General features: G+C 40.4%; 25 protein-coding genes. 8 read left to right on the top strand and 17 right to left on the bottom strand.

What is annotated here, in order from left to right; all coding sequences use genetic code 11:
• Positions 1–225: 225 nt before the first annotated feature.
• A complete protein-coding gene (locus tag AACW45_RS12635) occupies positions 226–1,122 on the bottom strand; it encodes a LysR family transcriptional regulator (RefSeq protein ID WP_190628217.1) in 897 nt (298 codons plus the stop codon).
• Between the two features lie 243 nt (positions 1,123–1,365).
• Here AACW45_RS12635 and AACW45_RS12630 point away from each other — a divergent pair, with 243 nt between their 5' ends.
• A complete protein-coding gene (locus AACW45_RS12630; RefSeq protein WP_242045526.1) occupies positions 1,366–1,638 on the top strand; it encodes a hypothetical protein in 273 nt (90 codons plus the stop codon).
• Positions 1,639–1,649: 11 nt separating this feature from the next.
• Positions 1,650–2,315 (top strand): glutathione S-transferase family protein, encoded by a 666-nt coding sequence (locus AACW45_RS12625; RefSeq protein WP_190628216.1) that lies wholly within the window; start codon positions 1,650–1,652, stop codon positions 2,313–2,315.
• Positions 2,316–2,606: 291 nt separating this feature from the next.
• Here AACW45_RS12625 and AACW45_RS12620 read toward each other — a convergent pair whose 3' ends face one another.
• The 5 genes from AACW45_RS12620 to AACW45_RS12600 all read right to left on the bottom strand — a co-directional run bounded on the left by AACW45_RS12620 (position 2,607) and on the right by AACW45_RS12600 (position 4,848).
• Positions 2,607–3,116: a GNAT family N-acetyltransferase gene (locus AACW45_RS12620; protein ID WP_190628214.1), complete on the bottom strand. Its 510-nt coding sequence runs from the start codon at positions 3,114–3,116 to the stop codon at positions 2,607–2,609.
• 76 nt (positions 3,117–3,192) lie between these two features.
• Positions 3,193–3,753 (bottom strand): pyridoxamine 5'-phosphate oxidase family protein, encoded by a 561-nt coding sequence (locus AACW45_RS12615; RefSeq protein WP_190628212.1) that lies wholly within the window; start codon positions 3,751–3,753, stop codon positions 3,193–3,195.
• A gap of 389 nt (positions 3,754–4,142) precedes the next feature.
• The gene (locus tag AACW45_RS12610) at positions 4,143–4,553 is read right to left on the bottom strand and encodes a hypothetical protein (protein WP_190628210.1); all 411 of its coding nucleotides are present in this window, start codon (positions 4,551–4,553) and stop codon (positions 4,143–4,145) included.
• A gap of 1 nt (position 4,554) precedes the next feature.
• Positions 4,555–4,617, bottom strand: a complete 63-nt coding sequence (locus AACW45_RS12605) for a hypothetical protein (RefSeq protein ID WP_339381977.1) — start codon at positions 4,615–4,617, stop codon at positions 4,555–4,557.
• Between the two features lie 63 nt (positions 4,618–4,680).
• Positions 4,681–4,848: a hypothetical protein gene (locus AACW45_RS12600; RefSeq protein WP_339381975.1), complete on the bottom strand. Its 168-nt coding sequence runs from the start codon at positions 4,846–4,848 to the stop codon at positions 4,681–4,683.
• Positions 4,849–4,991: 143 nt separating this feature from the next.
• On the opposite strand from AACW45_RS12600, the gene AACW45_RS12595 reads away from it, so the two are divergent.
• Complete coding sequence (locus AACW45_RS12595) at positions 4,992–5,531, top strand: PadR family transcriptional regulator (protein ID WP_190628208.1); 540 nt, start codon at positions 4,992–4,994, stop codon at positions 5,529–5,531.
• Here AACW45_RS12595 and AACW45_RS12590 read toward each other — a convergent pair.
• The 7 genes from AACW45_RS12590 to AACW45_RS12560 all read right to left on the bottom strand — a co-directional run bounded on the left by AACW45_RS12590 (position 5,528) and on the right by AACW45_RS12560 (position 13,279).
• The gene (locus AACW45_RS12590; RefSeq protein WP_190628207.1) at positions 5,528–6,799 is read right to left on the bottom strand and encodes an ATP-grasp domain-containing protein; all 1,272 of its coding nucleotides are present in this window, start codon (positions 6,797–6,799) and stop codon (positions 5,528–5,530) included. The two genes, AACW45_RS12595 and AACW45_RS12590, sit on opposite strands and share 4 nt — an antisense overlap.
• A gap of 400 nt (positions 6,800–7,199) precedes the next feature.
• Entirely contained in the window at positions 7,200–8,255 is a 1,056-nt protein-coding gene (gene aroF, locus AACW45_RS12585) for a 3-deoxy-7-phosphoheptulonate synthase (protein ID WP_190628204.1), read from the bottom strand.
• A gap of 443 nt (positions 8,256–8,698) precedes the next feature.
• Positions 8,699–9,178 carry a PAM68 family protein gene (locus AACW45_RS12580; RefSeq protein ID WP_190628202.1) on the bottom strand — a complete coding sequence of 160 codons (480 nt, stop codon included), beginning with the start codon at positions 9,176–9,178 and terminating at the stop codon, positions 8,699–8,701.
• A gap of 11 nt (positions 9,179–9,189) precedes the next feature.
• Positions 9,190–9,459 carry a 30S ribosomal protein S15 gene (gene rpsO / locus AACW45_RS12575; protein WP_096647303.1) on the bottom strand — a complete coding sequence of 90 codons (270 nt, stop codon included), beginning with the start codon at positions 9,457–9,459 and terminating at the stop codon, positions 9,190–9,192.
• A gap of 403 nt (positions 9,460–9,862) precedes the next feature.
• Positions 9,863–11,533, bottom strand: coding sequence for an alpha-amylase family glycosyl hydrolase (locus AACW45_RS12570; RefSeq protein ID WP_190628201.1), 1,671 nt, complete (start codon positions 11,531–11,533; stop codon positions 9,863–9,865).
• Positions 11,534–11,939: 406 nt separating this feature from the next.
• Positions 11,940–12,794, bottom strand: a complete 855-nt coding sequence (locus AACW45_RS12565; RefSeq protein ID WP_190628199.1) for a cyanophycinase — start codon at positions 12,792–12,794, stop codon at positions 11,940–11,942.
• A 281-nt stretch (positions 12,795–13,075) separates the two neighbouring features.
• Positions 13,076–13,279 carry a hypothetical protein gene (locus tag AACW45_RS12560; RefSeq protein WP_190628197.1) on the bottom strand — a complete coding sequence of 68 codons (204 nt, stop codon included), beginning with the start codon at positions 13,277–13,279 and terminating at the stop codon, positions 13,076–13,078.
• A gap of 344 nt (positions 13,280–13,623) precedes the next feature.
• On the opposite strand from AACW45_RS12560, the gene AACW45_RS12555 reads away from it, so the two are divergent.
• Positions 13,624–15,534 (top strand): ATP-binding protein, encoded by a 1,911-nt coding sequence (locus AACW45_RS12555; RefSeq protein WP_190628196.1) that lies wholly within the window; start codon positions 13,624–13,626, stop codon positions 15,532–15,534.
• A gap of 751 nt (positions 15,535–16,285) precedes the next feature.
• Positions 16,286–17,152, top strand: a complete 867-nt coding sequence (locus AACW45_RS12550; protein ID WP_190628195.1) for a DUF4114 domain-containing protein — start codon at positions 16,286–16,288, stop codon at positions 17,150–17,152.
• Here AACW45_RS12550 and AACW45_RS12545 read toward each other — a convergent pair.
• The gene (locus tag AACW45_RS12545; RefSeq protein WP_190628194.1) at positions 17,130–18,452 is read right to left on the bottom strand and encodes a DUF58 domain-containing protein; all 1,323 of its coding nucleotides are present in this window, start codon (positions 18,450–18,452) and stop codon (positions 17,130–17,132) included. The genes AACW45_RS12550 and AACW45_RS12545 overlap by 23 nt on opposite strands.
• Positions 18,453–19,160: 708 nt before the next feature.
• Here AACW45_RS12545 and AACW45_RS12540 point away from each other — a divergent pair.
• Positions 19,161–21,044, top strand: a complete 1,884-nt coding sequence (locus tag AACW45_RS12540; protein WP_190628226.1) for a glycoside hydrolase family 2 protein — start codon at positions 19,161–19,163, stop codon at positions 21,042–21,044.
• Positions 21,023–22,123 (top strand): galactose-1-phosphate uridylyltransferase, encoded by a 1,101-nt coding sequence (gene galT, locus AACW45_RS12535; protein WP_190628193.1) that lies wholly within the window; start codon positions 21,023–21,025, stop codon positions 22,121–22,123. The genes AACW45_RS12540 and galT overlap by 22 nt, the downstream gene beginning before the upstream one ends.
• A 450-nt stretch (positions 22,124–22,573) precedes the next feature.
• On the opposite strand, the gene AACW45_RS12530 is transcribed toward galT, so the two are convergent.
• Positions 22,574–22,771, bottom strand: coding sequence for a hypothetical protein (locus AACW45_RS12530; RefSeq protein ID WP_190628192.1), 198 nt, complete (start codon positions 22,769–22,771; stop codon positions 22,574–22,576).
• 262 nt (positions 22,772–23,033) lie between these two features.
• Here AACW45_RS12530 and AACW45_RS12525 point away from each other — a divergent pair, with 262 nt between their 5' ends.
• Complete coding sequence (locus tag AACW45_RS12525) at positions 23,034–23,582, top strand: pentapeptide repeat-containing protein (protein WP_242045524.1); 549 nt, start codon at positions 23,034–23,036, stop codon at positions 23,580–23,582.
• A 452-nt stretch (positions 23,583–24,034) separates the two neighbouring features.
• Here AACW45_RS12525 and AACW45_RS12520 read toward each other — a convergent pair whose 3' ends face one another.
• Positions 24,035–24,244, bottom strand: a complete 210-nt coding sequence (locus tag AACW45_RS12520) for a hypothetical protein (RefSeq protein ID WP_190628190.1) — start codon at positions 24,242–24,244, stop codon at positions 24,035–24,037.
• A 373-nt stretch (positions 24,245–24,617) separates the two neighbouring features.
• Entirely contained in the window at positions 24,618–25,490 is an 873-nt protein-coding gene (locus AACW45_RS12515; RefSeq protein WP_190628188.1) for an isoaspartyl peptidase/L-asparaginase family protein, read from the bottom strand.
• Positions 25,491–25,492: the final 2 nt, after the last annotated feature.

Below are 25,492 nucleotides of genomic sequence, written 5' to 3'. Positions count from 1 at the left end.
GCAACTTCTTTGAGTAAATCATCTCAAAGAAAGAGGAAAATTCAACAGTAATGTTGGAATCTCCCGCTACATTGCTTGCAATTAGCGGGAGAGGATGTCAATGCCAAGACAAGGAGGAAAAGGGAGACGACGAGAAACCGATGACTATTGACTATTGACTATTGACCATTGACCATTGACTATTGACAGCCCTTGCCAGTTATATATTAATTACGGCAACCTTGACTATAAATAAGCAGATTTAGCCAAAGTGTAAAAGTCAAATTTCTTTAGCATTTCTAAAAATGTGAATACCGCCGGAATTTGCAACCCATTAGCTAAAATTGCAACACCCATGACTCTTTCCAGGGGTGTTGGTAAACTATATACCTGGACATTGTGAGGAATTGGTACGGCTGCTAATTGGGGAATAATTGCGGCTCTGAGTCCCTGATTGACTAGGCTGACAATCGTAGAGTCTTCTTGAATATCGCTGTTAGTCTGAATGAAATTAGCGACAAACTTCATGTGATTGTGGAGATTACGCCCACAGGGTAAACAAGATAACAATACTGGTGAATATACTGCTATATCTTCCCAAGTAATTTGTGGGCTGCTAACTTTGGCGTTTGGTGGTAGCAAAGCGACATATTCATCTCTGATAATTTCCCAGGCTTCAAATTCATCGCTAGTAGGTAAATAAGTAACGCCCAAATCGGCGCGTCCTTCGCGCAAACAATGTTCTACCTCTAAGTAGGAAAGACATTCTATGATGGTTACAGCTACTTCTGGGAATTGATCGTGAAATTGAGCGATCGCTTTTGGTAATAAATGAGTAGCAACACTGCGAAAAGCTGCAATCCGCACATGTCCACCATGCAATCCTTTAGACAGATTCGCTTCTTGTGCCATCATCTCTAGATGATGCAATGATTGACGCGCATGATAGACAATACGCTCTCCCGCAGGTGTAAGTATCGCACCATGACGACCTCTTGCAAATAAAGGTACACCTAATTCTTCTTCTAAAGTAGCGATCGCATGACTAATGGCAGGTTGGGAAAGTTGCAATTTTAAAGCTGCCTCACTAAAGTTACCACAATCTGCTACAGCAACTACGGCTCGAAGTTGGGAGAGTTTCATGGTGAATTGATCTAGGGACTAGGGGCTAGAGGTTAGGGGCTAGGTGTGAGGGAAGAAAGATTTTTATACTTAGTTATGCTAAAACACAGCGTAAATAGCTGACTTAATTTTGTCAAAAATATTATATTCGTGTTTTTTATATCTATAAATGGCATTTATAGCAACTATGCAAGCCATGTTTTGATTATTTAGTCAAGTGTTGTTAGAGTTTTGTTGTCACGAGCATCTATCAGGAATAATGTTATGAGGAATGAATTGAGATGCCTACAACCAGAAGAGATAAAAATAACTTCTAAAGCTAGTAATATCCTCACTTCAGTTAAAGAAATACTGCATAAATTCTGGCAGAATACCGTAAAAATACTACTATCAGACTCTAAAGAATTACAAGTTATCAAAAAGGTCGATCGCCAAGGTAATATTTATTGGCAAGCTTACGATCCTGTAAGCGGAAAGTCCTACTCTTCCGGTTCGGAAGTTGATGTATGTATGTGGATTGAGCAGTTGTACAGGTAATAAAAATCAACATGACGCAACTTAGATTAGTAATTGGTAATAAAAATTATTCATCTTGGTCATTACGTCCTTGGTTAGCTTTAAAGCAGCTTGGGGTGCAATTTGAGGAAATTCGCATTCCTCTTTACATCCCAGAAACTGCATCTCAACTTCAGGAATATTCGCCTTCAAAAAAAGTACCTGTACTTTTAGATAATAATCAAAGTATCTGGGATTCTCTGGCTATTTGCGAATACCTAGCTGAAGAATTTCCTGATTTGCATTGGTGGCCAGAAGATAAAATTAATCGAGCCTTAGCTCGTTCTATTAGTGCAGAAATGCACTCAGGATTTGTTAATCTGCGGCAGAATATGCCAATGAATTGTCGTGCTAAGTTCCCTGGAAAAGGGTTAACATCGGAAGTCCAAAAAGATATTGACCGCATTACTAGTATTTGGCAAGAATTTCGCCAAAAATTTGCAGCAGATGGCGATATGTTATTTGGTAAATTCACTATTGCTGATGCTATGTTTGCCCCTGTGGTATTGCGGTTTGTGACTTACGATGTGCAATTAGATGATATTTCTCGGAAATATGCAGAGGCAATTTTAGAACTTCCTGCTATGCAAGAATGGATAGAAGCAGCTAAACAAGAAACAGAAGTGCTTTCGCAATATGAATTGTATCGGGATAAATAGAGACAGGACTTAGGGACTTGCAAGAAATAAATTATCCAATCTTGTGGGGTGGGCATCTTGCCCGCCTTTGACTATGGGCGGGCGAGACGCCCACCCCACAATAAATAGTTGTATATTTTTTTATTTGGAAGTCCCTTACGCAAAAATTGCCAAAAAGCTTAATTTATGGAACCGCCTTCTCTGCGAGAGGCTTCCGCCAACGCGCAGCGTCTCGCAGAGAAGACGCCAAGAACGCCAAGAGTTCTTAGAGTGTGCGTAAGTCCTAAGAGATTAGGAGCGGGAGAGATTTGATTATGACAAATCAAGTTTCATTTTGAAAGAAGTACCGCCGACTCGGTTGATGACTTCACTACCTTCAACCGCTCGCCAACCAAGTTTTTGATATAGACGTAACGCAGGATTTGAACTTCTGATACTCAATGATATAGAGGGGTAAAAGGCTTTAGCTGCGGCTAATAAATGAGTGAGTAATTGCGTACCTATACCTTGATTTCTATATTCTGGCAGAATTGCGATCGCCAATTCTGGAGTTTTGTCATTAATATATCCATAACCGCGATTTTCGCCAGTCAGTAACCTTATCCATGCAGCGCCTACAGGCTGATTACTATCTACTAAACTAGCTAGAAATCCCATATCACCATTAGCACCCCAGTTTTTCACATATCTAGCTAGTTCGGGATGATTCATGGCATCCTGTATAGTTAAATTCCCTTCTTCAGCCATGTGTGCTGCTTCATATAGCATTTGCCAAAGAAAAGGTTCATCTTCTTGTATAAGTGGACGAATTGAATAATTCATAAATTATGGGGCATGGGGCATTGGGCATGGGGCATTGGGTAAGAAAATATATAGTAATTTGTTCTTGTTATCTTCCTCAATCTCTAGGTAAATTGCTTAATGGAGTTGGTAAGCCATCAATACTGATGAGATTTTTTTGCTGTTGATATTCTTTCACACCCTCTGCGCCTTTTTTATTTGCCCAATCGACTAAAATCTCGCGTTGTCCTTGATATTCATAAAGTGGTACGCCAAAACCACAAGAAGTTTGCACTCGTTCAATATCAGCTATGATGATTTGGCGGTATCCAGGAAGCGTTGTAAAAAGAGGATAAAAGGAGTCCCATTCTGGGGAATCTGGTAATACTGTATACCCGCGACCGTAAAGGCGTAAAATTCGAGCAGCGCCTTGAAAAGCACAAAATAAAAATGTAATGCGCCCATTTTCTTGCAAATGTGCTGAGGTTTCGTTACCGCTACCTGTTAAATCTAAATAGCCTACCCGGTTGGGGGAGAGAATGCGAAAACTATCTAATCCTTTGGGAGATAGATTAACATGACCTGTGGGGTTTAAAGGTGCGCTACCCACAAAAAAAAGGTGCTGCTGGTTAATAAATTCTTGCAATTCTTCTGTAATACAATCAAAAAGTTTAGCCATAAATTCCAATTATGTCCGCTCTACAATCGAATTTTAAGATGGCTAGTTAGAAGTCGTGTAAAAATAAGTTGAACAATTTAATATTTGTAGTGCGGGCAGCGTTCGACTGAGCGCTCACGCCGAAGTCTTGCTCGCGCGAGCAAGATGCTCGCACTACTTAGGGACTTCCAAATAAAAAATATACAACTATTTATTGTGGGGTGGGCGTCTCGCCCGCCCATAGTCAAAGGCGGGCAAGACTTCGGCGTGAGCGCTCAGTCGAACGCTGCCCACCCCACAAGATTGGATAATTTATTTCTTGGAAGTCCCTTATTTTTACTTGATGCCTTAGTGAAGCAAAACCCACCTTGAGGAAGGTGGGTTGAGTGCATTGCCAGATTGAAAATAACTTATTTGGATGCCAGAAGTTGTGATACTGCTGCATGTGCTAAGACAACATCAGGTTCGCGCTGGAGAGCCGCATAGTATTTTCTGGCAAAAATATTGCCTAATTCTGAAGGTACAATGAGTCTTTGCGCATCGGCAATTAATTTTTGCAGAGATTCCGCTAGTATGGGTTCGTCTGCTGCTAGCATTTCATCAATTTGCACAACTAGCTCGGAAATTTTATGTAACCAAGCAAATTGTTCGTGATCGATAACTAGTTGCAAAAGTTCTGCGCTGGATACTCTACCGCTTACTTGTTCGTAAGCGATGCGTTCTGTATCTAATAAGGTGGAATGCAAATTGAGGAATTTATTGCGCAAATTACGTAAAAATTGCTGTTGATCGATGCGTTGTAGAAGTGTTTTAGAAGTCAATTTAACCCATCCTCCCGTTACGATAGTCGGCTATTGCTTGAATGATTTCGGCTTCAGTGTTCATGACAAATAGTCCACATAGCGAACAACTGTTTTTTTAGCGGTACAACAGCGATGAGTAGGAAGTCTAATGGTGATGTGGCATTCGATGAATTAGCGATCGCACTATTTCTTCTTTGTCTTGTACAAACAATACCATTTGCCCAACTCCTGCCGATTCTTTTTCTGTACCAAATAAGCTTTCGCCATCAAGCACATATATAAAAGCATTGTATTCTTTTGGCAGTGGTTGCACTGCGATCGCTCTTGGTTGGAGTGTGAAATAAAAACTCAGGTTTTATTTGTTAAATCCTATATATGATTAATCTTATAATAGCATAAGATGATGTGAAAAATGATAGATTGAGTTTCCCCTACTTTAGCTTCGGAAAACCGCCTATGTCCTTAGCTCATACAATTCTCGGACTACTTCAGCAAGAGGAGATGACAGGTTACGATCTGAAAACTACTTGTTTCGATCAATGTGTTGCACATTTATGGCCAGCAGATCAAGCACAGATTTACAGAACCCTAGATAAATTGGTTGAGCAGGGTTGGATTAGTTGTAGCGTTGAAATTCAGAGCGATCGCCCTAATCGTAAGGTATATTCGCTTACAGAAGCCGGAAAAGCCGAATTTAGTCGATGGTTGCAATGTCATCAGCCTTTACCAACAGTCAGAGAACCATTGCTGGTGCAGTTATTTTTCGCCGCCCAATTACCGAATGCAGCTATTATTAAATTGCTAGAACAACAGCTAGCTATACGCAACAAAAAACGGGCTGAGTGTGACAATATTCAACTACCAAAACTAGAAGATTGCACAAATCGCGAACAGATTATGCAACGACTAGTACTAGATTTAGTCAGTCAACGAGAACAGACTTATATTGATTGGCTAAAAACAGCAATTGATATGATTGAGCGTACACCTAATTAGACACAATGTAATCCTTTATTTTGCATTTTCTGCTCAATTTGTTGCATTTCTGCAAGCGTTTCTCCGGTAACGATGCCATAAATTTCTGTGTAAATTTTGCCGTATTTCACCTTTTCTAAAGCTGACAAAATAATTAAATCTTTACGATCTAATTCTGGTTTGAAAGCCGTTAAAACAGCGTCTAATGTGCCATCTATCCGGTAGTCACTGGAATATTTAGCCACTTCCTTTCCTACTTCTAGCAAGGTATGACGCTGCAAACAAAGTGGTGTGGAGCCATTAACGCGAAAATTGGCATCGATTGTATAAAGTTGTCCATCCTGGGTTTCTAGGACATCAAAACCAATTACTCCAAAATAACCTTGTTGATGAGCATACTGACCAATAGTAGCAATCATCGTAAAAAACTTACTCATGTCAGTTTCGCGATAATTAATTAGTCCGCCTAAATAATTACCTTCTGCGGTGACAAGTTGTGTTGTTGTCCCAATTAGCGTTATTTCTCCGCTTTTGCTGACATAGAATTGTACGCAGTAATTTTGTACAGCATTTTTGATGAATTCAGAGACAATAATCCAATCGAGTAACTTAATCTCCAGATATTTATTTAATTCTTTATAGCAATAGTTTAAATCGCTATTGCTTTTGATAATATAAGTACCTTCTCCTGAGAGTCCATGAGAGGTTTTAATTAAATAGGGAAATTTCTCTGGTAACTGAATTTCTTCCAGGCTAACGTTATGGAGATTGTAGCTGTTGTATGCTGGACATTGTACCCCCAGTTCAGCTAGGGTGACTTTACTGAGTAGATGGTAGTGTGTATGGGGTGCGATCGCGTGTTTTTCATATTGTAAATTATCAAAGGGAAATAGGGTGATGATTTTGTCAAAGCGATCGCTATGGCTGAGTTCTTCTAAATAAATAGAGCAATCAAACATTTCCATATTGGCGTAGTTAAAGTCAAAATGCTCTCGCCAGTAGTCAACCAGTAAGTTGTGCGGGGGAATAATTACAATTCCAGGAAGGAAATCACCAAGTACAGCTAAATTTTTCCAAGCTTCTTTTTGGCAAATCTTATCAAATGAAGTTTTAGTAGATTCACTACTGCCATCTTGAATATAGTATTTTTTTGTATTAGGGTAAGCTGCCCAACTAGCAGTAGCTGGATAATTGGGGATAAAGGCATAACTTTCATCGATGATATCTTGAGCAAATAAATCTGATAAAGAACTGCCTTGAAAGTAATCAAACTTGTATTTTGCGCGCATAAAAAAATCTCATCTTTGTTGTATTTAAATATTTTTATATCCAAAAAATAGTTTATAATTAAGCATAAACCGAGTTATACCAATTTTATATAAAAATGCATATAATTAGCCTGCCTTTGCAGGCTTTGTTTGTTTAGCCCCACCCTTCTAGGGTGAGGGCGTTAATGTGCAGCCTCACATATAATTGGTATTATGCATAAATTACGATATTAACGACAATCTGCTAATTAAATTAACAATAAATGCTGAGTTTTAGTTAAACTTCTACTATAGGAATATGTTTACCTATACCAAAAGTTTTATTTTTACCAATTCAATAAATTTAAAGAAAAAAGATGCACGCAGATAAATGTTGGTGTTTACCTGCGTGCATCTATGGTTATTTTTTGACTGATAAGAATTAAACTACAGCAACTGCTGTTTGCCAACGTCCTACAGCTTTACCAACAACGGCTAATTCTTGCATTAAATGGTCAAAAGCGTCTGGTGTCAGGGATTGAGGCCCGTCTGACAAAGCTTTTTTGGGGTTGGGGTGAACCTCAATCATGAGAGAATCAGTACCAGCTGCGATCGCGGCCATAGACATGGAAGGTACAAACTCAGACCAACCCGTACCATGACTAGGATCGATCATAATTGGTAGGTGAGTTAACTTGCGTAAAACAGGCACTACCGATAAATCTAGGGTATTGCGAGTATACTGACGGTCAAAGGTGCGAATTCCGCGCTCGCATAAAATTACATTCGGATTACCTGCGGCTAACACATACTCAGCAGCCATCAACCAATCCTCAATTGTCGCCGCCATTCCCCGCTTCAACAGCACTGGTTTCGATTGCGCGCCTACTTTTTTCAGCAGCGAGAAATTTTGCATATTTCTTGCGCCTACCTGAATCATATCGGCAACTTCCGCGATTTTATCCAGGTCGGCAGCGTCCATCACTTCTGTGATAATTCCTAATCCGCTAACTTCCCTAGCTTTCGCCAATAATTCCAAAGCACTCTCACCATGTCCTTGGAAAGCGTAAGGAGAAGTCCGGGGTTTGTATGCACCACCACGTAAAAACTTGGCTCCAGAGGCTTTGACGCGCTGCGCCGTCTCAATAATCATTTCCTCATTTTCTACGGAGCAGGGGCCAGCAACTACAACTACCGGATGATGTTCGCCAAAAACAACAGTCCCGTCAGGGGTGCTAACCATAACTTCCGAAGCTTCACCATGACGGTATTGACGACTAGCACGTTTATAAGGTAACTCTACCCGCAAAACTTGCTCAATCCAAGGGCTAACTTCTTGAATTTGTAGAGGATCTAAATCCGCAGTCTCACCAACTAAACCAATAACTACTTTATGTTTACCAACAATTTTTTCTGGTGTCAGTCCCCAACCGATTAATTCTTCATTAATCCGATTGATTTCTGCCTCTGGGGAACCAATTTTCATTACAACAATCATATTAAATTCCCTGATTAGTTGAGTTGTTTGTCAGCGTGGTTTTCAAAAGAAACTTGAGTTAGTAAATACGCCGTCACCTAAAAATTTATTATTAGGTCTATGACAGCAGAATCGATACTTCCTCTGAGTTTTAGGTATTTTCTTTAATGTAATACACTGCCACTGGGGACAACATGAGAAACCTGATTTAATATTGTTTCTCAACCTAATCTGAGGAGCTTAATCTAATGAATTATCAATGGTTTAGCAGAAATATTTATTTTTTATTAAATATTAAAATTCAATTTAAAAAAATATAGCGCTCAGTATATTTATGACTGAAGATTGGGATATAAATAAACATAAATTTTTAATTAGCAATGTTGAAGTTATCAATTTCAACTTCAACATTTACTTTAAAATTTACCCAAAATTACAGTCTTCTGATATCTGAGCGCCAAAAATCACACCTTTTTCTGCCGAGTTTCTCGCCAAACATCCACCATGCGTCCCCAATTGGTGCCGAACTCAGCCGCACCCAGCCAACTACCAACTCTGTCTTCATCCCAAGAAGCAGAAAGCACGCCATAGGTGATTCCTAACACTCCCAAGCCAAACAAGGCCATGTTGACCAACAACACAGCAATGGGAGGTAATCTGATGTCGGTATAAATGGTCAATATGTAGCTAGCAACTAACGTGGCAATACCTAAAGCTGTTGGTATACCACAAAATGCCGCTACTCGGCGAATCATCCTTTGGCTGACAACCTTGGGGATGGCCATTTCCTCTTTGGTGTAGGGTGGCTGCTTGGTTGTTTTTGTAGTCTTTTCACCAGACTCTTTAGACTGTGCTGGTGGTTGACTTTTAGCCTTTGCTGGCTTTTGGCGCTTTGTGTTCGGTTCAAAAGGTAAGCGGCTGCGTTCAGATTCTTCAGCAGACATAAGCGGTATCCTTAACCACGAATTCCCAAACGACCAATTAAAGCTTGATATTTTTCTCTGCTTTCCTGTTGGACATAAGCAAGAAGACGCTTACGATGTCCAATCAGCTTTAACAAGCCTCTGCGAGAAGAATGGTCTTTTTTGTTTGCTTGCAGATGTTCGCTGAGACGGTTAATCCGTTCAGTAAGCATTGCAATTTGGACATCAGCAGAGCCTGTATCAGTTTCGTGAACTTGATAGCTGGAAATGAGTTCTTGTTTGCGCTGTTGCGTCAGAGCCATGATTGATTTTAGTTCTAGTTATTCTAAATTTATGCAGCAGTCTCTAATAATATCACAGGCCTTAAGCTGTGGGGTGAATCAAGCTGAGATACCTGAGTTATTGAGGAAGTTGGGGATGTAAGTACTGCTTTGCATAAATTTATCACTTTTTAAACGCAGAGGAACGCGGAGGTTAGCGCAGCGAAAAGTCTGAGCGCCGGAAGCCGGCGCTCAGAACTTTTCAAGACAAAGTTTCGCTGAGTATTTCACCAGCCAATTCGCTATGAATTAATGAAATTGTGTACTAATAAGAGTTACGCACACTATACGAACTCTTGGCGTTCTTCTCTTCGAGACGCTAACGCGAAGGCGTCTAGGCGGTTCCATAAATTAAGCTTTTTGGCAATTTTTGCGTAAGTCCTGACTACGCAGTAATGAATATTTTGGCTGTGTAGGGTTGGATATCGGTAATTAAAGCATCTTCGTTTAATTCTACAGGCGTGTTTGTGAACCAATCTTGCCAATTTTCGGCTTTTGGGAAGTTGGGAATTTGATAATCGTTGAGATCATCGTCAGCAAAGTTGACTACAACGACTATTTGCGAACCTTGGTTATCCCAGCGAACGTAGCTTAAGAGTTTCGCCTGTGCATCTTCGTGGAAAAACTCTATATTGTCACTTTGCAAAGCTGGATTATGTTTACGTAGGGCAATGAGTTTTTTGTAATAATCGAATAAATCGCGGTTTTGGGGGTTTTCTAACAATGGCCAAGCGATTTTCTTGGGTTGAGTGACTTTTTCGCTTTTGCGCTTGTGTTCGCCAAACTCTTCACCCATCCATAACATGGGTATACCTACTGCTGTCATTAACAGGACTGCGGCTAATTTGGCGCGGGTAAATGCAGCTTCATCAAAAATTCCGCGATCGCCTAATTCTCTAAATAAACGTTCGCGATCGTGTGTGGATATGTAATTTATCACATTAGTACCAGTTTTATAACCCTGCTGTCGCGGATCTAAAACTTGCTTGAGATGATCTAGTTCAAATTTTTCGCCACAAACATGAGGCACTATAAAGTAATGAAAACTTTCATGCCAACATGCATCTAATGGCCCTTCTGGTGCTGTAACTTTGTTAGTATCAGGAATATGTTCGGCAATGTTATAAAAGGGTTTCTTAACAGTATTCTTTTTTGCTTGTTGCGCCAGCCAATGCAAAAAGTCAAAGTTAGCTAATTGGCGCACCGCATCAAAGCGAATCCCATCAATATGATATTCTTGTACCCAAAACCGCACTACATCACCAACATATTGCCAAGCAGGTTTAACATCTAATTTTTCGTCATAATTATCATAGTTAAACTCTGGCCCCCAGTAATTATCCGGGTCTTCTGGATAGTGCATGTATTCGTAATACCAGTAATTTCTATCTATCAGCATTAACGGGCATTCTTCATCAGTATGATTATAAATTCCATCCATAAATACCCGAATGCCTCGACTATGACATTCATCAATTAATCGCTTTAAATCTGCTGTGGAACCATAACTAGATTCTGTGGCGAAAAAATGGCGAACTTTGTAACCCCAGCTATAATCGCCAGGGTATTCATTTACTGGCATTAATTCAACGGCATTAATTCCTAGTTCTTGGAGATAATCTAATTTTTCAATTGCATCTAAATATTGTCCTCGTTTTTCGCTATCAACTTCACCACCTGTAAAATCAGAAACGTGCATTTCATATATAACTAATTCATCATTTTCTGGTAATGCTATATCGTCATACTGCCAACTATAACTATCAACTATTCTTTTACCATTCTTAATTTGCACCAAGCCAACTTTTTGCTGTTCGTCAACATCTGTGGCATAAGGATCTATGACATCTACCCATTCATTCGGAGAAAAATTAGGACTTTGACTTTGGACGCGAAATTTATATTGATAAATCCCGTCTGCTAAATTTATTTGCGTATAAAAATAACCATCTTCATTTTTTTTCATTGGCGTTTCTTGCCAATCTGAAAAAGAACCTACTAAACTAGCTTTTTGATTACGAGGTGCAAATAATTTAAAATCAATTAATCTACCCATTTTTAATCCTTATTTTTATTAATAAACCGCCAAGTACGTCAAGAAACAGAGAGGTAATGATTTAGTGCAAATTTATAGAAAATTGGTATCATGAATAAATGCTATAAAGCAATACGGTTCAGTTAAGGATAAATGTAGGTTGGGTTGAGGAACGAAACCCAACATTTTCGGCGATTTGTTGGGTTTCACTTCGTTCAACCCAACCTACGTGGTTTAAGGTTTTTGACGCTAACTGAACAGTATTGTGCTATAAAGCACTTACCATATAAATAACATTGCTGATGCAAATGTAAAGTTAACGTTATAAATCCCCCTAACTTTTCACGAGTTGGGGGAATATTAGCAGTCAACATTACTAAAAAATAAATATTTACTTTCTAGTTAGTCCAAATACATCTACTAAAAGTTAGATATTACCTGAACCGACGGGTACAGATGCATCAGCAATAGAAGCATTATGTAAGATAGGTTGACGAGTTTTTAAATCAAATTTATAGCCATTGGGTAAAATATGAAGCTTGGCTCCAAAAATTGCCAACGCCTCATCCTTTAAAATTTCGTCAATATTGTTGTGTGTGGCGTCTGATTCATCAACAATCGTCACTGCACCTTCACCAACAACTTCAATTTGGTTATCAGTAACCACCATAGCGGTATTTTCATCAATACCAAATCCTAAGTCTGCTGGTTCTTGTAATAAAGCAGAAATTAAGCGCCCTAAACGACCGCGTTGGGAAAAATGTTGATCGATAATTACTCCAGGTAAAAAGCCCATACCAGGGCCAATATCAACTATTTCAATTCGGGGATTTGTTTCCGAATCACCTTCAATAATCATAGTATCAGGCATCACCGCAGCGCCAGCACTTGTACCCGCAACCACAATACCTTCAGCAAATCTTTTGTGAATAGCTTCATCAAGTTGAGTGTCTTTAAGAATGCTGGTAATCCTTGCTTGATCGCCACCAGTAAAAAATATTCCCGTTGCATCGTTAACGGCTTCTAAAGCTGTTGAGGAAGCTGCATCTTCACGAGTCTCTGTATCAATTATGCGAACTTTTTCTGCTCCTAAGCGTTCAAAAACTCGAATATAATTTTCGCCAACTTCTCTCGGCAGTTCTGTTGCTGCTGTCATAATGACAATATGAGCTTTGGTACCGCCTGCACGCCTTAAAAACTCCCGCAGGATTTGACAATCTCCTTCTTTATCTTCAGCGCCACCAATTATTACTAGCTGCCGTTTAATATCTGTTGTCACCACGATATCACCTAAAATTTTCTGTAAGTATTTTCAATAAAGCATGACAATTACAGCTATAAAATCATCCATTTGGTAGATTAATAAATTAAGTAATAAAAATAATTTTTATCAAGAAATTTTACTATATTAATTCAGACTTAATCTATATATGCTTTATAAGCCCATAGAAATTATTCTATAGGCTTATTGAATAATTGTTATTTATTTAATTGCTAAAGTTTTTTGCTGTTGAGTATAATTGAGAGAAAATATGCATCCTGATTGAAAAAGTGTTGTTTAACTTAATGAACTTGACTTCTATAAATCAAGTTGAGTAAAAAAAGACGAGCTTGTTCTAGGGGAAGATGTCTAGGTTTACCTTGATAAACAATTTGGTATTCATCGATATCCGGGCCATCTCCATGACCAGAAATTAGCTTAAGGTGAAATGCTTGATCGGCAAGTTGCCGAACTTCATCTCTTAAAGAAACTTGTGAACTGTTCATACTTTGCTGTTTCTTAATATCCGTATTTTAGATATATAAAACTTGCCAATAGTTTGCACCTTTCAAAGGTTATATTTTTGAGGGGGAGTAGGAGTGTCAAAATATTCTCAATCTTGTCCATACTGAGTAAGAAATAGAGAAACTGCTTAATTATGCCCTGAGATAGCTGAAGATTTCTTGGAGTAGGGTTAAGCTGTCTCAGTGAAGGTTGAGTTTTATACTCTGAACAGTCGTTAAGCGATCGCTTCTCCAATCATAAATCAAATCAATTGCTCATCGATAGGTCTGGGTAAACGCCTTTGAGCGTCCCGACTTCAGGGTGTTTAGCTAGAGGTTTATCATCAATGCTTCAAGAAAAAACCACCGATGCAGTTCGCATCAACGCTAGAAAAACTGACGTATTCGATATTTTCAAGTTCAAGCATTATATGGGCCCTAATCCCTATCTGGAAGTAGGGGCTTTAGTGTTCAACTTTGTGCTGACGGAGTATCGAACACCTGTGCCCATTGAGGACTATGTTGCTATGATTAGCGATCGCTATCCCAATTTAGGCGATCGAGAATACGAATCCTACGCCCATTTATTTGCTCAAACTCTATCGGAAGTCGGAAAGCTAGAAATGGGGTTACACCTCACTCGTTGGAGTATCCAGTCAAATTCCGATCCTGTGCGGATTGCTATTCAATCGCTGCACGAACGCACAACTAGGGGAGTAGTCTATTTTGTCTGGGATTGGTTTGAGGCGATTAACCGAGATGCAGACTTTCTGTTTGAGGATGAGCTAGCAAGGCTGCAAAATAAATTTAGACAATCTGCTTACGGTGGCCCCACAGTTTACGCTTTATTACGCACAGCTTACGAAAAAGCTATTCCCACTTTTTATTTGTGGGAAGAAGGCTTGATGCAATACGGCTATGGTAAAAAACATATTCGCGGTATTGCTACGACTTTTGACTGTGATAGTCATATAGATTCTGACTTTACTACTCGTAAAGATGACTGCAAAGCTTTCTTAAAAACCTTGGGTTTCCCTGTACCGGAAGGTGATATTGTCAATACCCAAAAAGATGCTATGGCTGTAGCCAGAGAAATCGGCTATCCGGTTGCTGTCAAGCCTGTAGTCGGACATAAAGGAATTGGTGTCACAGCCGAAGTCCAAGACTCAGAAGAACTCGAATCGGCTTATGATAGGGCGTTAGCGGCGATTCCTGAAGAACAAGCCACAAGGATAATTGTCGAAAAAAGCATATCCGGGGCAGATTTTCGCTTACTGTGCGTTAATGGTAAATTTGTCGCCGCGACAGAAAGGCGTCCCGCTTCAGTTGTAGGTGATGGCTATTCCACTATTGATGAGTTAATTCGCGAAGAAAACCGCAAACCTGCACGTTGGGATACACCAACTTCTCCTATGAGTAAAATCCAGCGTGATGAAGCGATGGAATTATATTTAAGAGAACAGCGTTTGACATTAGATAGTGTAATTGAAAAAGACCAGATTGTTTATCTGCGTAAAGTAGCTAATCTTTCTGCTGGTGGGATTAGTATTAATGCTACTCACACAGTTCACCATGACAACATTATTTTGGCGCAGGATATTGCCCAACACTTCCGGTTAACTTGTTTGGGGATTGATGTGATTACCAAAAGTCTGGCGGAATCTTGGAAAGATGGCAACTTTGCCATTTTAGAAATTAACGCTGCACCCGGTATTTTGATGCATCTTAACCCGGCGGTTGGCGATAGTGTGGATGTACCTTCCCATATTCTCAGTACATTTTTTGAGTCAGGTACAGAGGCGAGAATTCCAATTATCACTTTTAATAAAATCTCTGTCCATGAGTTGCAAGAAACCATAGACCATATTCTTTTACAACATCCTGATTGGACAGTTGGCGCTGTTTGTCGCGATGGGGTTTTTGTTAATCGGTCGAAAAAAGTTTTAAGCAAAGATTACAATACCAACGTCCAAAGTTTATTACGCAATCCCAAGTTAGATTTGTTAATTGCCGCATACGATGAGGAAATTTTAGATCGAGATGGGATGTTTTACCAAGGTAGTAATATGGTGGTTCTTGATAATCCCAGCGAAATAGAGATGATCTTAGTTCGGGATATTTTAGAAAGTTCGACTGTGGTGATTAAGAAAGGAGACAGCGTTTCGATTAGTCGTAAAGGATTAATTGAAGATTACACTTTGGGAGAAGATGAACCTTTTACAAGGGTTTATTTAAAAGAAGTGGGGACACTTTTGTAAGTTCATATACTATAGCCATCTTATTTGAGATGCAAACAAAAGGGACAAGGAGGACAAGAAAGATAAGCATTAATTTTTATTGTGGGGTGGACATCTTGTCCGCCCAGGACGGGCGAGACGCCCATCCCACAAGAGTTTTATTAATGCACCATTTTAGCCTTGTCGCGCCAGTAGTGGCGTGTCTAGTTTTAAATGTGGCAATATAATTTTTTGGTGGGGTGGACATCTTGTCCGCCCAGGACGGGCGAGACGCCCATCCCACAAGAGTTTTCCTAATGCACTATTTTAGCTGTGTCAGTCCACTACGTATATTTCAAAAATCAAATATGAATCCTATATAGAGGGTTGAGTTGATCAAAAGCGGGAGCATCCCAGTTTTTATAAACGTCCGCGCCTTCAGTGTAGGTTGGCTGGAAGTCAGAAATTCAACATTAGTTAAGGTGTTGGTTCGTAGGCTTCTAGCCATCTACATTTTTTACACTATTTCAGATTAATACAAATACTACTGATTCTTCGATAAATACTTATGATTTTTTCAAAAAATTATTGCTATTTCAAGTATTTATACGTATAGATAATCAAATTTTCTTACAGTATTACTAATACTAGTACTTGAGAATAGTACTAGTAAATGAAGGAATTAAAAAGTAATAGTAAATAGTTGAAAATTAGGTAGACGAAGTTACACCTATTCAAATATGAATGAAATAAGTCTGTAAAAGTGTCTCTTTTTCTGACATCAGAAAAAATCATGAAAAATCAACTTTTTACTTCGTTACTTGCTACTATTACATTAGGGACTAGCATTTTATCAGGAAATGCTTCTGCTAGTGCGTTTAATATCAAAAGTCGAAACGAAGCTCCCGCTTCATTCACAAGTATTATCCAAGAATTTCGCGCTTTTGTTGGCGAAGAAGCTAAAACTTTAAATCCTGAAACTATTAAGGCTAAACAAGTAGACCTTTCTAAGTTACAACTTAAATTTGACCATGATGTAAATGTCTTCTTTATTGGGGAAACTGCTGGCGGATACCGCAACCGACTAGACTTTAAAGCAACTTTTGGCTCTACAGTGACTGAAGGGAAAATCTTTGGCGATACTTCTTGTAATACTGGGCAGTCAATTGATAATTTTCTGAAATTTTGCCCGAATGCCAACAAACCATTAGCCAACACAGTTGCACCTAATAGACCTTTGAATGTAGGTGATTGGGCAAATATTGGCAAGATGCAAGCTGGTACTCAGTTGGATTTCTTGTTGTATGCCAATGATATTAACGGTGGTATTAGTGGTAAAGATAAAAGCGGCAAAACAGTTAAGGGTATTTGGAGTTTAAATCAAGCTTTAAACCCAGATGGTTTACAGCACGCGATCGCTTATTACTACAAAGACTACTTGGTATTCGGTTTTGAAGATTTATGGGGCGGTGGCGACAAAGACTATAACGATACAGTGTTCGCCATTGATATCGGTAAAGAAAACGCCCGTTATATTGCTGGAATTACACCTGTACCCGAACCTTCCGCAACTTTAGCATTATTTGGGATTGCTGGATTGGGTTTATTCAAACTTCGTCGCCGTAGTGCTGCAGTTGTTAAAGCTGATTCCGCGCTTTAAGTTGCAAGTATCTTTCCACTAATTGATCTGTAATTTGATGTGCTGGTGCGTCAAGCACCAACACACCTTTTTGTTTTAATTGAGCGAATGCAACTTGACGCTGTGCTAATAAATCTAAAGCTACCGCTCTGATATAAGCCTCTGTGACATCTGCTGTAAAGGTATGCGCCCGCAGATCGACTTGCGGATCGCGCAGAGTTACGCAAAAGGGGAGATAACGGGGGGCTAGGCGAGAAAGGGCGGCGAGGAGTTCGGTGGAGGCGGTGACATCCACTATGTCGGTAATTAATACTACTAATGCCCGCCTTGTTTGTTGTTGGACGACGCTGGTAACGGCTCCTAAATAATCAGATTCTAGCAATACTGGTTGAATTGGGGTGAGACGATCAATTAAGTGCGGGAGGTAATTTTGACCGCGTTCAGGAGGAATCCACGTATGCATTTGTCTGTCGAATACACCCACGCCAACGCGATCGCCGCGATGTAATCCGGCTAAAGCTAAAGATAAAGTTGCATTTAACCCCCAATCAAAGCGCTGCAAACCCTGTACTTTTGCTGTCATCAATCTTCCCCGATCCAGCAAAATTAACAGGGTTTGTTCTTGTTCTGGTTCTAAAACCCTGACTAAGGGGGCTGTATTTCCATAAGCGCCAACTTTGCGGGCGGTAGCTTTCCAATCAATTAAGCGCAAATCATCACCAGTACGATAGTTACGCAGTTCGGCAAATTCTGTGCCAATTCCCATGCGGCGTTGGCGAATCGATCCAGATGATTGCAAGGCGAGACGAATAGAAAGCGATCGCAATCCAATTAAATCTGGATAAACTTTAACTGTCAGTTTTTGGGGAATCTGCCAATCATCCCACGCTAACCCCCATAAACCTAACTGTCTTACCTGAATATTTCCCCAGTCAAATTCTCCTCGCTGTGTGGGGTGGACGGTATAGGTTAAGTCTTGATTGGTGTTAGCAGCTACATTTGCTTTCAGTTTTGCTGCGGATACACCAAAGCCTGTAGGGTAGTAATCGTAAATCTCAATGATAGCATTAGCATTTGCAGAGGTGATATTTAGCACTACTGGGTTGTCTCGCCCAATAGATAAACGTGAGGGAATTTCCCGGTTGATTTGCACGCGATCGCGTTTTACCCGCAAACCATCCACAACCATTAATCCTAATACCAGGACATCAAATAAAAGCGCGATCGCAATACTAGTGGGAATACCCAAAACCATAGCCAAGATAGGGGCGATGGCAATTCCTATCAACAATAATAAATAAACTCTATTGGCTGGAACCATTTTTAATTAATCAACTATAGCGATAATCGTCAGTAATTTCTGGCATTTTAAGCTAAACCTAGAGATTTTGCCAGTAATGACTTCTTTAACAGCTATGACAGTCAAATTAGCTAATCATTTTTAATTATGACTTACGCACAAACTACGGAAGAATCGAACCGCGTTCGACGAAGTCGTTCCCGCAGGGTAGACACGAAGGACACGAAGAAATAAGAGTTTCAAAGGTATTTTGCGTAAGTCCTGTTAATATTAAAATAATTAATATAGAACTTAAATTTTGAGATTCATTTTCTACTGTAGAGTTAGTTATGAATCCGCAAAATCCTAATAAATAGCTGGTAATGCTGTCCCTGACACAGCCTAACATCTAAGATTAAAATTATTAATATAGGGCGATGATTTCGGTATAAGGTAGTAAAAAATTTATTTCCAATTTAGTCAGAAATAATTATTAACTTTTGTCTCGAATATGCCATAATGTCACGAGTCAAAAGGTAGTACCTAATTAGATATCCCTAAGTAAAATAGGGGTAAATTACTAATTTTCTGATAAGCAAGCTCGACAATTAATTTCTCTATTTTAAAGCAGAGCTTGGTTAGCAGATAAAAAATATTTTTAGGTATTTATATAGTTTTGACTCTAGAAATATTGACCAAAAGCCAAGTTTTTTAAACTCTTTTACAAAGCAAATTTAGGAATATATGATGATGAATTTGTTGGAGTTGGCGAATAATCCGGGAGATTTTAAATCTCATGCAGTTACTCAGCCAAGTTTAGAGTTAATTGATATAGCTTATCCGCGTCCGCAATTGCAGCGCCTTTCTACTACCGATGCAACGCGATCGCCTTGGCAAAATCTCAACGGTCAGTGGAAGTTCGCATTTGATGACCAAGGCAAATGCGCTCAACCAAGTGACCTCAAGCAATGGACACATGATATACAAGTTCCCTTTGCTCCTGAATCTATCAAAAGTGGGATTGGCGATACAGGATTTCATGCTAACTGCTGGTATGAGCGAGAATTTACCACCCCCGAAGGTGAGGGTAGGTTATTACTGCACTTTGGTGCTGTAGATTATCGCGCTCGTGTTTGGGTGAACAATCTATATATTGGTGAGCATGAAGGCGGACACACCAATTTCACTATGGATATTACTGCTGCTTTAAATGACAGTGGCATCACAAAAGTCACAGTCTGGGCGCAAGACGATCCGCAAGACTTAGCCAAACCCCGTGGAAAGCAGGATTGGCAGCTAGAACCCCACAGTATTTGGTATCCCCGTACAAGTGGGATTTGGCAGACAGTTTGGGTGGAACGTGTGGGTGTGACTTATATCGATCACATCCGTTGGACTCCTGACTTTGAACGTTGGGAAATTGGTTGTTATGCGGCGCTGGCAGGCGATACACCCGCAACGGGCGTACAAATGAAGATGAAATTAACTGTAGGCGATCGCATCCTGGCTAATGATATTTATGAAGTATTTAATGGCGAGATTAACCGCCGCATTTCCCTATCAGATCCAGGTATCGATGACTACCGCAACGAATTGCTATGGAGTCCAGAAAAACCGACCTTAATCAAGGCAGAGATTGAGTTATCTCATAACGGACAATTATTAGATAAAGTCATATCTTATACAGCTTTGCGGACTGTGAGTATTCAACGCGATCGCTTTATGCTCAACGGTCGCCCCTACTATTTACGCTTAGTGCTAGACCAAGGTTACTGGGCTGATAGTCTGATGACTGCACCCGATGATTTAGCATTGCGGCGAGATGTGGAACTAGTCAAAGCAATGGGTTTCAACGGAGTTCGTAAGCACCAAAAAATAGAAGACCCGCGATTTTTATATTGGGCAGATGTGTTGGGATTGCTAGTATGGGAGGAGATGCCAAGCGCTTATCGCTTCTCCCCCAGAGCAGTGGAACGCATGACCCATGAGTGGACAGAAGTTATTAAGCGTGATGCCAATCACCCCTGTATTGTTGCTTGGGTACCATTTAATGAGTCTTGGGGGGTACCAAATTTAGTTGAGACACAAGCTCACCGGAACTATGTTTTGGCTATGTATCACCTCACCAAGACCCTCGATCCGACTCGTCCGGTGATTGGTAACGATGGTTGGGAAAGTACAGATACGGATATTCTCGCCATCCATGATTACGATACAAATCCCCAGCATTTAGCTCGTAGGTACGGGCCAGAAGTCCAGCTATCAGATTTATTTAATCGTCAGCGTCCCGGAGGCAGAATCCTCACATTGGATAACTACCCCCATCAGGGACAGCCAGTTATGCTGACCGAGTTTGGCGGTATAGCCTACGCGCCAGAAGAACAACCTGATGCTAACAAAGTTTGGGGATATGAGCGCTGCTGGAATCTCTCAGAGTTAGAAATCAAATACACTGCTCTGTTGGAAAGTGTGAATCACATCGATATGTTTAGCGGTTTCTGCTATACACAATTTGCCGATACCTTCCAAGAAGCTAACGGGTTATTGTACAGCGATCGCACGCCGAAAATTCCCCTAGAGACGATACGCGCAGCCACCCTTTCTGGAGGTTTATGTACTCCCACAAGTTGTTAAAGCCAGATGGACGCCAACTGACTTTATATAGTCGCTATCCAATTTCCCCAGATATCGCAGCGACTAGCCCCAGTAATGAGCCAGTGCAAGCCAATCCCCACCTGCGCTGGCACCCTTTACGGGGGGAATGGGTAGCTTACGCTAGTCACCGTCAAGGGCGGACTTTTATGCCGCCGCCAGAATATAACCCCCTCGCACCCACCAGTAACCGAGAGTTTCCCACAGAACTACCCCCAGGGAAATACGATATTGCTGTTTTTGATAACCGCTTTCCCTCGATGGCACTCACAGCACATAATCCACCAGCGAGTATTGTAGAAACCTTACCTGCCAACGGTGCTTGCGAAGTAGTGGTTTTTACTCAAAACCCCCATACTTCCCTCAGTTCCTTGGAATTAGCCCACCTAGAATTGTTGTTGCAAGTTTGGGGCGATCGCGATCGCGAACTCGGCGCAAATCCCCAAATTCAGTATGTTTTGCCCTTTGAAAATAAAGGTGTCGAGGTAGGCGTAACTTTACACCATCCCCACGGGCAAATTTATGCCTATCCGTTTATACCCCCAGTCCCCGCCAGAATCTTGGAAATGCAACGGCAATTTTATCAAGAACAGCAACGGGGTTTATTAGCGGATTTAATTGCCAAAGAGATAGCTGATAACCAGCGTATTCTATATCAAGATGAAGATGCGATCGCTTTCGTCCCCGTCTGTGCGCGTTATCCCTACGAAGTATGGATTGCGCCTAAACAACCAGTTCCTAACTTTCAAGACTTGAGTGCAAACCAACGTCAGGGATTAGCCAAAGCATTAAAAACCGTCACTCTTAAATATGATGGTTTGTGGAATCGTCCATTTCCCTATCTCATGGCTTGGTTTGGTGCGCCAACCGACGGTAAACCCCATCCAGAAGCCCATTTACACGCCCAGTTTTATCCACCCTATCGCACTAGCGACAGACTCAAGTACTTAGCAGGAACCGAACTCGCCGCCGGTATGTTTGCTAATGACGCTTTACCAGAGGAGAAAGCCAAAGAATTACAAGCTGTAGCTGTGAATTTACAAATGCCAATTTCCGCATAAAGTGAAAATTGGGAAATTACAACCAGCGCATCTTTTATCTTTTATGAGATGCGCTGATTAAACCCTTGAGAAAACCATATCCTAATACCAATTGATTTCTGAAAAAATTTAAGTATATGTAGAAAATACTGCATGAATAAAACTCTTGTGGGGTGGACATCTTGTCCGCCCAGGACGGGCGAGACGCCCATCCCACAAGAAAATTATATTGCCATATTTTAAGGTTGCCACGCCACATAATACGGTGCGTTACACTTCGTGATAACGCACCCTACATATACTTAGATTTTTTCAGAAATCAAATCGGATTCCTATAGTTGAAGTAAAATTACAAGAAGGTTAAAAATCTTTGCATATACAAAAATTTACCTATTTAGCCTAAATTAAACCCAATTAACTGAATAACTTAACAACGCCAACAGACTTAATTTGCGTACAATCCGCATTTGCTTACGTATAAATACTGATGCAAATAGGTATATAAGCTGTTGATAATAAATCTTGGTTATTGTTAATGCAGAACTCCCTGATAACAAGTAATTTTTGACTATTAGGTAAGTTTTTCACATCTGAGGTCGAAAATATGCGGAGCGATCGCTTCTCATATCGTCCAGCTTTGGTATGCGATCGCCTGGTATCAAAAGCCAAAATAGTCGCAAGATATGGGTATTGAGGAGAACGATTTAACTTTTATTGTCAGTTCCCAAACCTATCCGACGATTGGCGTTAACCCTCTTCTGCAAAAGTTCACTGACACAATCACCACAAAACCTTAATTCTCAAATCTAATATGAGTATGACCTCTTGGTTTCGTAGACTCTCTGCTATTGCTTTTGCCATTATCGTTAGCTTAACGTTCTCTACATTGTCGGCTAACGCTGTCGTTTCAAGTGATTACAATAAGTTGCTTATGACTAACGCATGTGTTAAATGCGATTTATCAGGAGCCGATTTATCGAATAAAGATTTATATGGTAGCGCTCTCAGTGGCGCAAATCTATCAAACGCCAATCTCTCTGGTGCTTTACTCAATGATGCAACACTCGAAGGCGCTAACCTAACGGGAGCCAATTTATCGGGAGGCATCCTCATGGGGACAAACTTAAAGGAGGCTCATCTAACAGGGGCTAATCTAGCTGAGGCAGATTTATATAATGCTCTGATGAGTAATACAAGGTTATCAAACGCCAATCTCACTTCAGCTGATTTAGAAGCAGCCATTCTCTCTGATGCAGATTTGTCTAATGCATCCCTGACAAATGCCAAGCTAAGGGGAGTAATTCTCTCTCGTGCTAATCTATCGGGAACAGATTTGTCCAATACTAAGATGAGAAATTCAAGGCTATCACAGGCAAACCTTAGAGGAACTAAGCTATTTGGTGCAGATCTGTCTAATTCTCTCATGCCTGATGGAACTACCTATAATGGAGATGTCACTCAGTTTGGTGCCTATCAGTAAACTGAGAAAAGCTCAGAATTAAGCATGAAATGTTAGGTGGGTTGCAACTTTTGCTAACCCACTATGCAGCAAAATTTCTTCTTAATATCAGACATATTTGAGAAATTTTAACTCAATAAATACCTCTACAATTAGTTGCGGTTGAGCATAAAATTTTCACACCACACGGGAGCATCCCAATTTTGACGCAATACCCTAGAAGGGTATTGCTATACCAACAAAGCCTGCCTTCTTTTGCTAAAAGTTTGATAGCCTGCGTTCGTCGAAGACGTTCCCGAAGGGTAGGCAGGCTTCGTATTTCTAGCCCCACCCTTATAGGGTGAGGGCGTTTTTGCACATTTGGGATGCTCCCCACCACACAACAATATTTGTGATAACTTGTTTATAACTTGTTGTTAATTGTTCTCAACTCATCAAGGGTTGCTATTTTCTATATTGCTTTGCGCTCATCTTTAAGCTGGTACAATATTGTGTTTGAATTTTTGGAGTTGACCTTGAACCCAATTACCGCCTCTAGCTGTACATTGATGGCAAATTTCCCCGTAGCCGTCTCCATCATCATTACAGACAATTAGTCTGGCTGCTAGCATCTGAAAAGTTTGGCGACAAATTAAACAAACTTGACTACTTTTTTCACTATTGCATTCTATTTGAAATTGCATATTAATTCTCCTTATTTAAAAGCACTTAAATATGTTTATCAATAACATATTCTTTTGTATATCTCGCATCTGCAATACGAAGTGAATTCTGTAAATATTGCATGTGATTTTAACTACAATAAATTCGTAAATCAGAAAATACAGCAAGCATTTCCTGGTTTACCTTTTTTGTAATTAATTCAAGTTTCTGAGATGCGGCACCCATAATACAGCCCACTATATCCGCGTTTCGGTAAGCGTTGCCAACCTTACAGATACGGATATTTTTTTCATAAATTAAATAGGATTTCTATATTATTAAATTCTCTGAGTAACCGCATCTATTGAGGGGTAGGATTATGAAAATTAAAAGCTTTATTTTAGAATCTATGAGTTATTTTTGGGTAAAGAAAGCCACCTTATCTAGTCCTGCAGTCATATAAGCACAAGCCATGTGTGATGAGTTATACGCCCAACCTACCCTTCCTTGACGATCTACGAGGATACATCCCGCTTCACCTTTAACTTTAGATTTCAAAGCCTTTATTGCCATTTGTGCGGCTTCGTCTGGATGTCTGTTACTAGCGAGGAAATCGATCGCAGTTTTCGCCAAAACCACCGGGATAATCGACTCGCCATCACCTGTAGTAGAGCAAGCACCGAGTTTATTATCAGCGTATAAACCACAACCAACAAGGGCAGTGTCACCGACGCGACTACATTGTTGCTTCGTAATCCCGCCTGTAGAAGTACCAGCAACTAAGATACCGCTTGCATCTAAAGCTACACAACCAACAGTGTTAGGGCGATCGCTAACTTCTCGATCCTCTTTCCACTGTTCCCATTGCTCCTCGGCAATCAAGTCTTCTTTTTTACACATTTCAGCACCGCATTCGGTAGCAAAGCGTTCTGCACCTCGCGCTACTAATAGCCTGGGTTTATCATCCATAATTTTGCGGGCGACGGAGATGGGATGACGGATACCTTGAACGGCTGCAACTGCACCCCAACTTAAAGAGCCTTCCATAATTGCTGCGTCTAACTCTACTTCGCCATCGCTGTTGAGAGTTGCGCCCAGACTAGCGTTAAATGTTGGATCGGCTTCTAATACGCAGATGGCTGCTTCCACTGCTTCTGCAGCACTACCACCACTAATCAATACTGCCCAACCTGCTTCTGTGGCGGCTGTACAACCGACATGATTTGCAGCTACTTTTTCTTCGGTAATAGTTTTCGCTCCACCGTGAACGATGATAGTCGGTATCATAG

This window comes from Calothrix sp. FACHB-168 (assembly GCF_963889195.1).
Classification (GTDB): domain Bacteria; phylum Cyanobacteriota; class Cyanobacteriia; order Cyanobacteriales; family Nostocaceae; genus Aulosira; species Aulosira anomala_A.
This window is presented reverse-complemented; position numbering and strand designations above follow the sequence as displayed.

What these genes read in the sequence shown, in the direction of transcription:
- AACW45_RS12515 (WP_190628188.1), bottom strand. Translation starts at nt 25,490, where the DNA reads ATGATACCGACTATCATCGTTCACGGTGGAGCGAAAACTATTACCGAA.
- AACW45_RS12630 (WP_242045526.1), top strand. Translation starts at nt 1,366, where the DNA reads ATGAGGAATGAATTGAGATGCCTACAACCAGAAGAGATAAAAATAACT.
- AACW45_RS12590 (WP_190628207.1), bottom strand. Translation starts at nt 6,799, where the DNA reads ATGCGCGCAAAATACAAGTTTGATTACTTTCAAGGCAGTTCTTTATCA.
- AACW45_RS12620 (WP_190628214.1), bottom strand. Translation starts at nt 3,116, where the DNA reads ATGAATTATTCAATTCGTCCACTTATACAAGAAGATGAACCTTTTCTT.
- AACW45_RS12595 (WP_190628208.1), top strand. Translation starts at nt 4,992, where the DNA reads ATGTCCTTAGCTCATACAATTCTCGGACTACTTCAGCAAGAGGAGATG.
- AACW45_RS12580 (WP_190628202.1), bottom strand. Translation starts at nt 9,178, where the DNA reads ATGTCTGCTGAAGAATCTGAACGCAGCCGCTTACCTTTTGAACCGAAC.
- AACW45_RS12570 (WP_190628201.1), bottom strand. Translation starts at nt 11,533, where the DNA reads ATGGGTAGATTAATTGATTTTAAATTATTTGCACCTCGTAATCAAAAA.
- AACW45_RS12560 (WP_190628197.1), bottom strand. Translation starts at nt 13,279, where the DNA reads ATGAACAGTTCACAAGTTTCTTTAAGAGATGAAGTTCGGCAACTTGCC.
- galT (WP_190628193.1), top strand. Translation starts at nt 21,023, where the DNA reads ATGTACTCCCACAAGTTGTTAAAGCCAGATGGACGCCAACTGACTTTA.
- AACW45_RS12550 (WP_190628195.1), top strand. Translation starts at nt 16,286, where the DNA reads ATGAAAAATCAACTTTTTACTTCGTTACTTGCTACTATTACATTAGGG.
- AACW45_RS12635 (WP_190628217.1), bottom strand. Translation starts at nt 1,122, where the DNA reads ATGAAACTCTCCCAACTTCGAGCCGTAGTTGCTGTAGCAGATTGTGGT.
- AACW45_RS12520 (WP_190628190.1), bottom strand. Translation starts at nt 24,244, where the DNA reads ATGCAATTTCAAATAGAATGCAATAGTGAAAAAAGTAGTCAAGTTTGT.
- AACW45_RS12540 (WP_190628226.1), top strand. Translation starts at nt 19,161, where the DNA reads ATGAATTTGTTGGAGTTGGCGAATAATCCGGGAGATTTTAAATCTCAT.
- rpsO (WP_096647303.1), bottom strand. Translation starts at nt 9,459, where the DNA reads ATGGCTCTGACGCAACAGCGCAAACAAGAACTCATTTCCAGCTATCAA.
- AACW45_RS12615 (WP_190628212.1), bottom strand. Translation starts at nt 3,753, where the DNA reads ATGGCTAAACTTTTTGATTGTATTACAGAAGAATTGCAAGAATTTATT.
- AACW45_RS12545 (WP_190628194.1), bottom strand. Translation starts at nt 18,452, where the DNA reads ATGGTTCCAGCCAATAGAGTTTATTTATTATTGTTGATAGGAATTGCC.
- AACW45_RS12625 (WP_190628216.1), top strand. Translation starts at nt 1,650, where the DNA reads ATGACGCAACTTAGATTAGTAATTGGTAATAAAAATTATTCATCTTGG.
- AACW45_RS12555 (WP_190628196.1), top strand. Translation starts at nt 13,624, where the DNA reads ATGCTTCAAGAAAAAACCACCGATGCAGTTCGCATCAACGCTAGAAAA.
- AACW45_RS12525 (WP_242045524.1), top strand. Translation starts at nt 23,034, where the DNA reads ATGACTAACGCATGTGTTAAATGCGATTTATCAGGAGCCGATTTATCG.
- aroF (WP_190628204.1), bottom strand. Translation starts at nt 8,255, where the DNA reads ATGATTGTTGTAATGAAAATTGGTTCCCCAGAGGCAGAAATCAATCGG.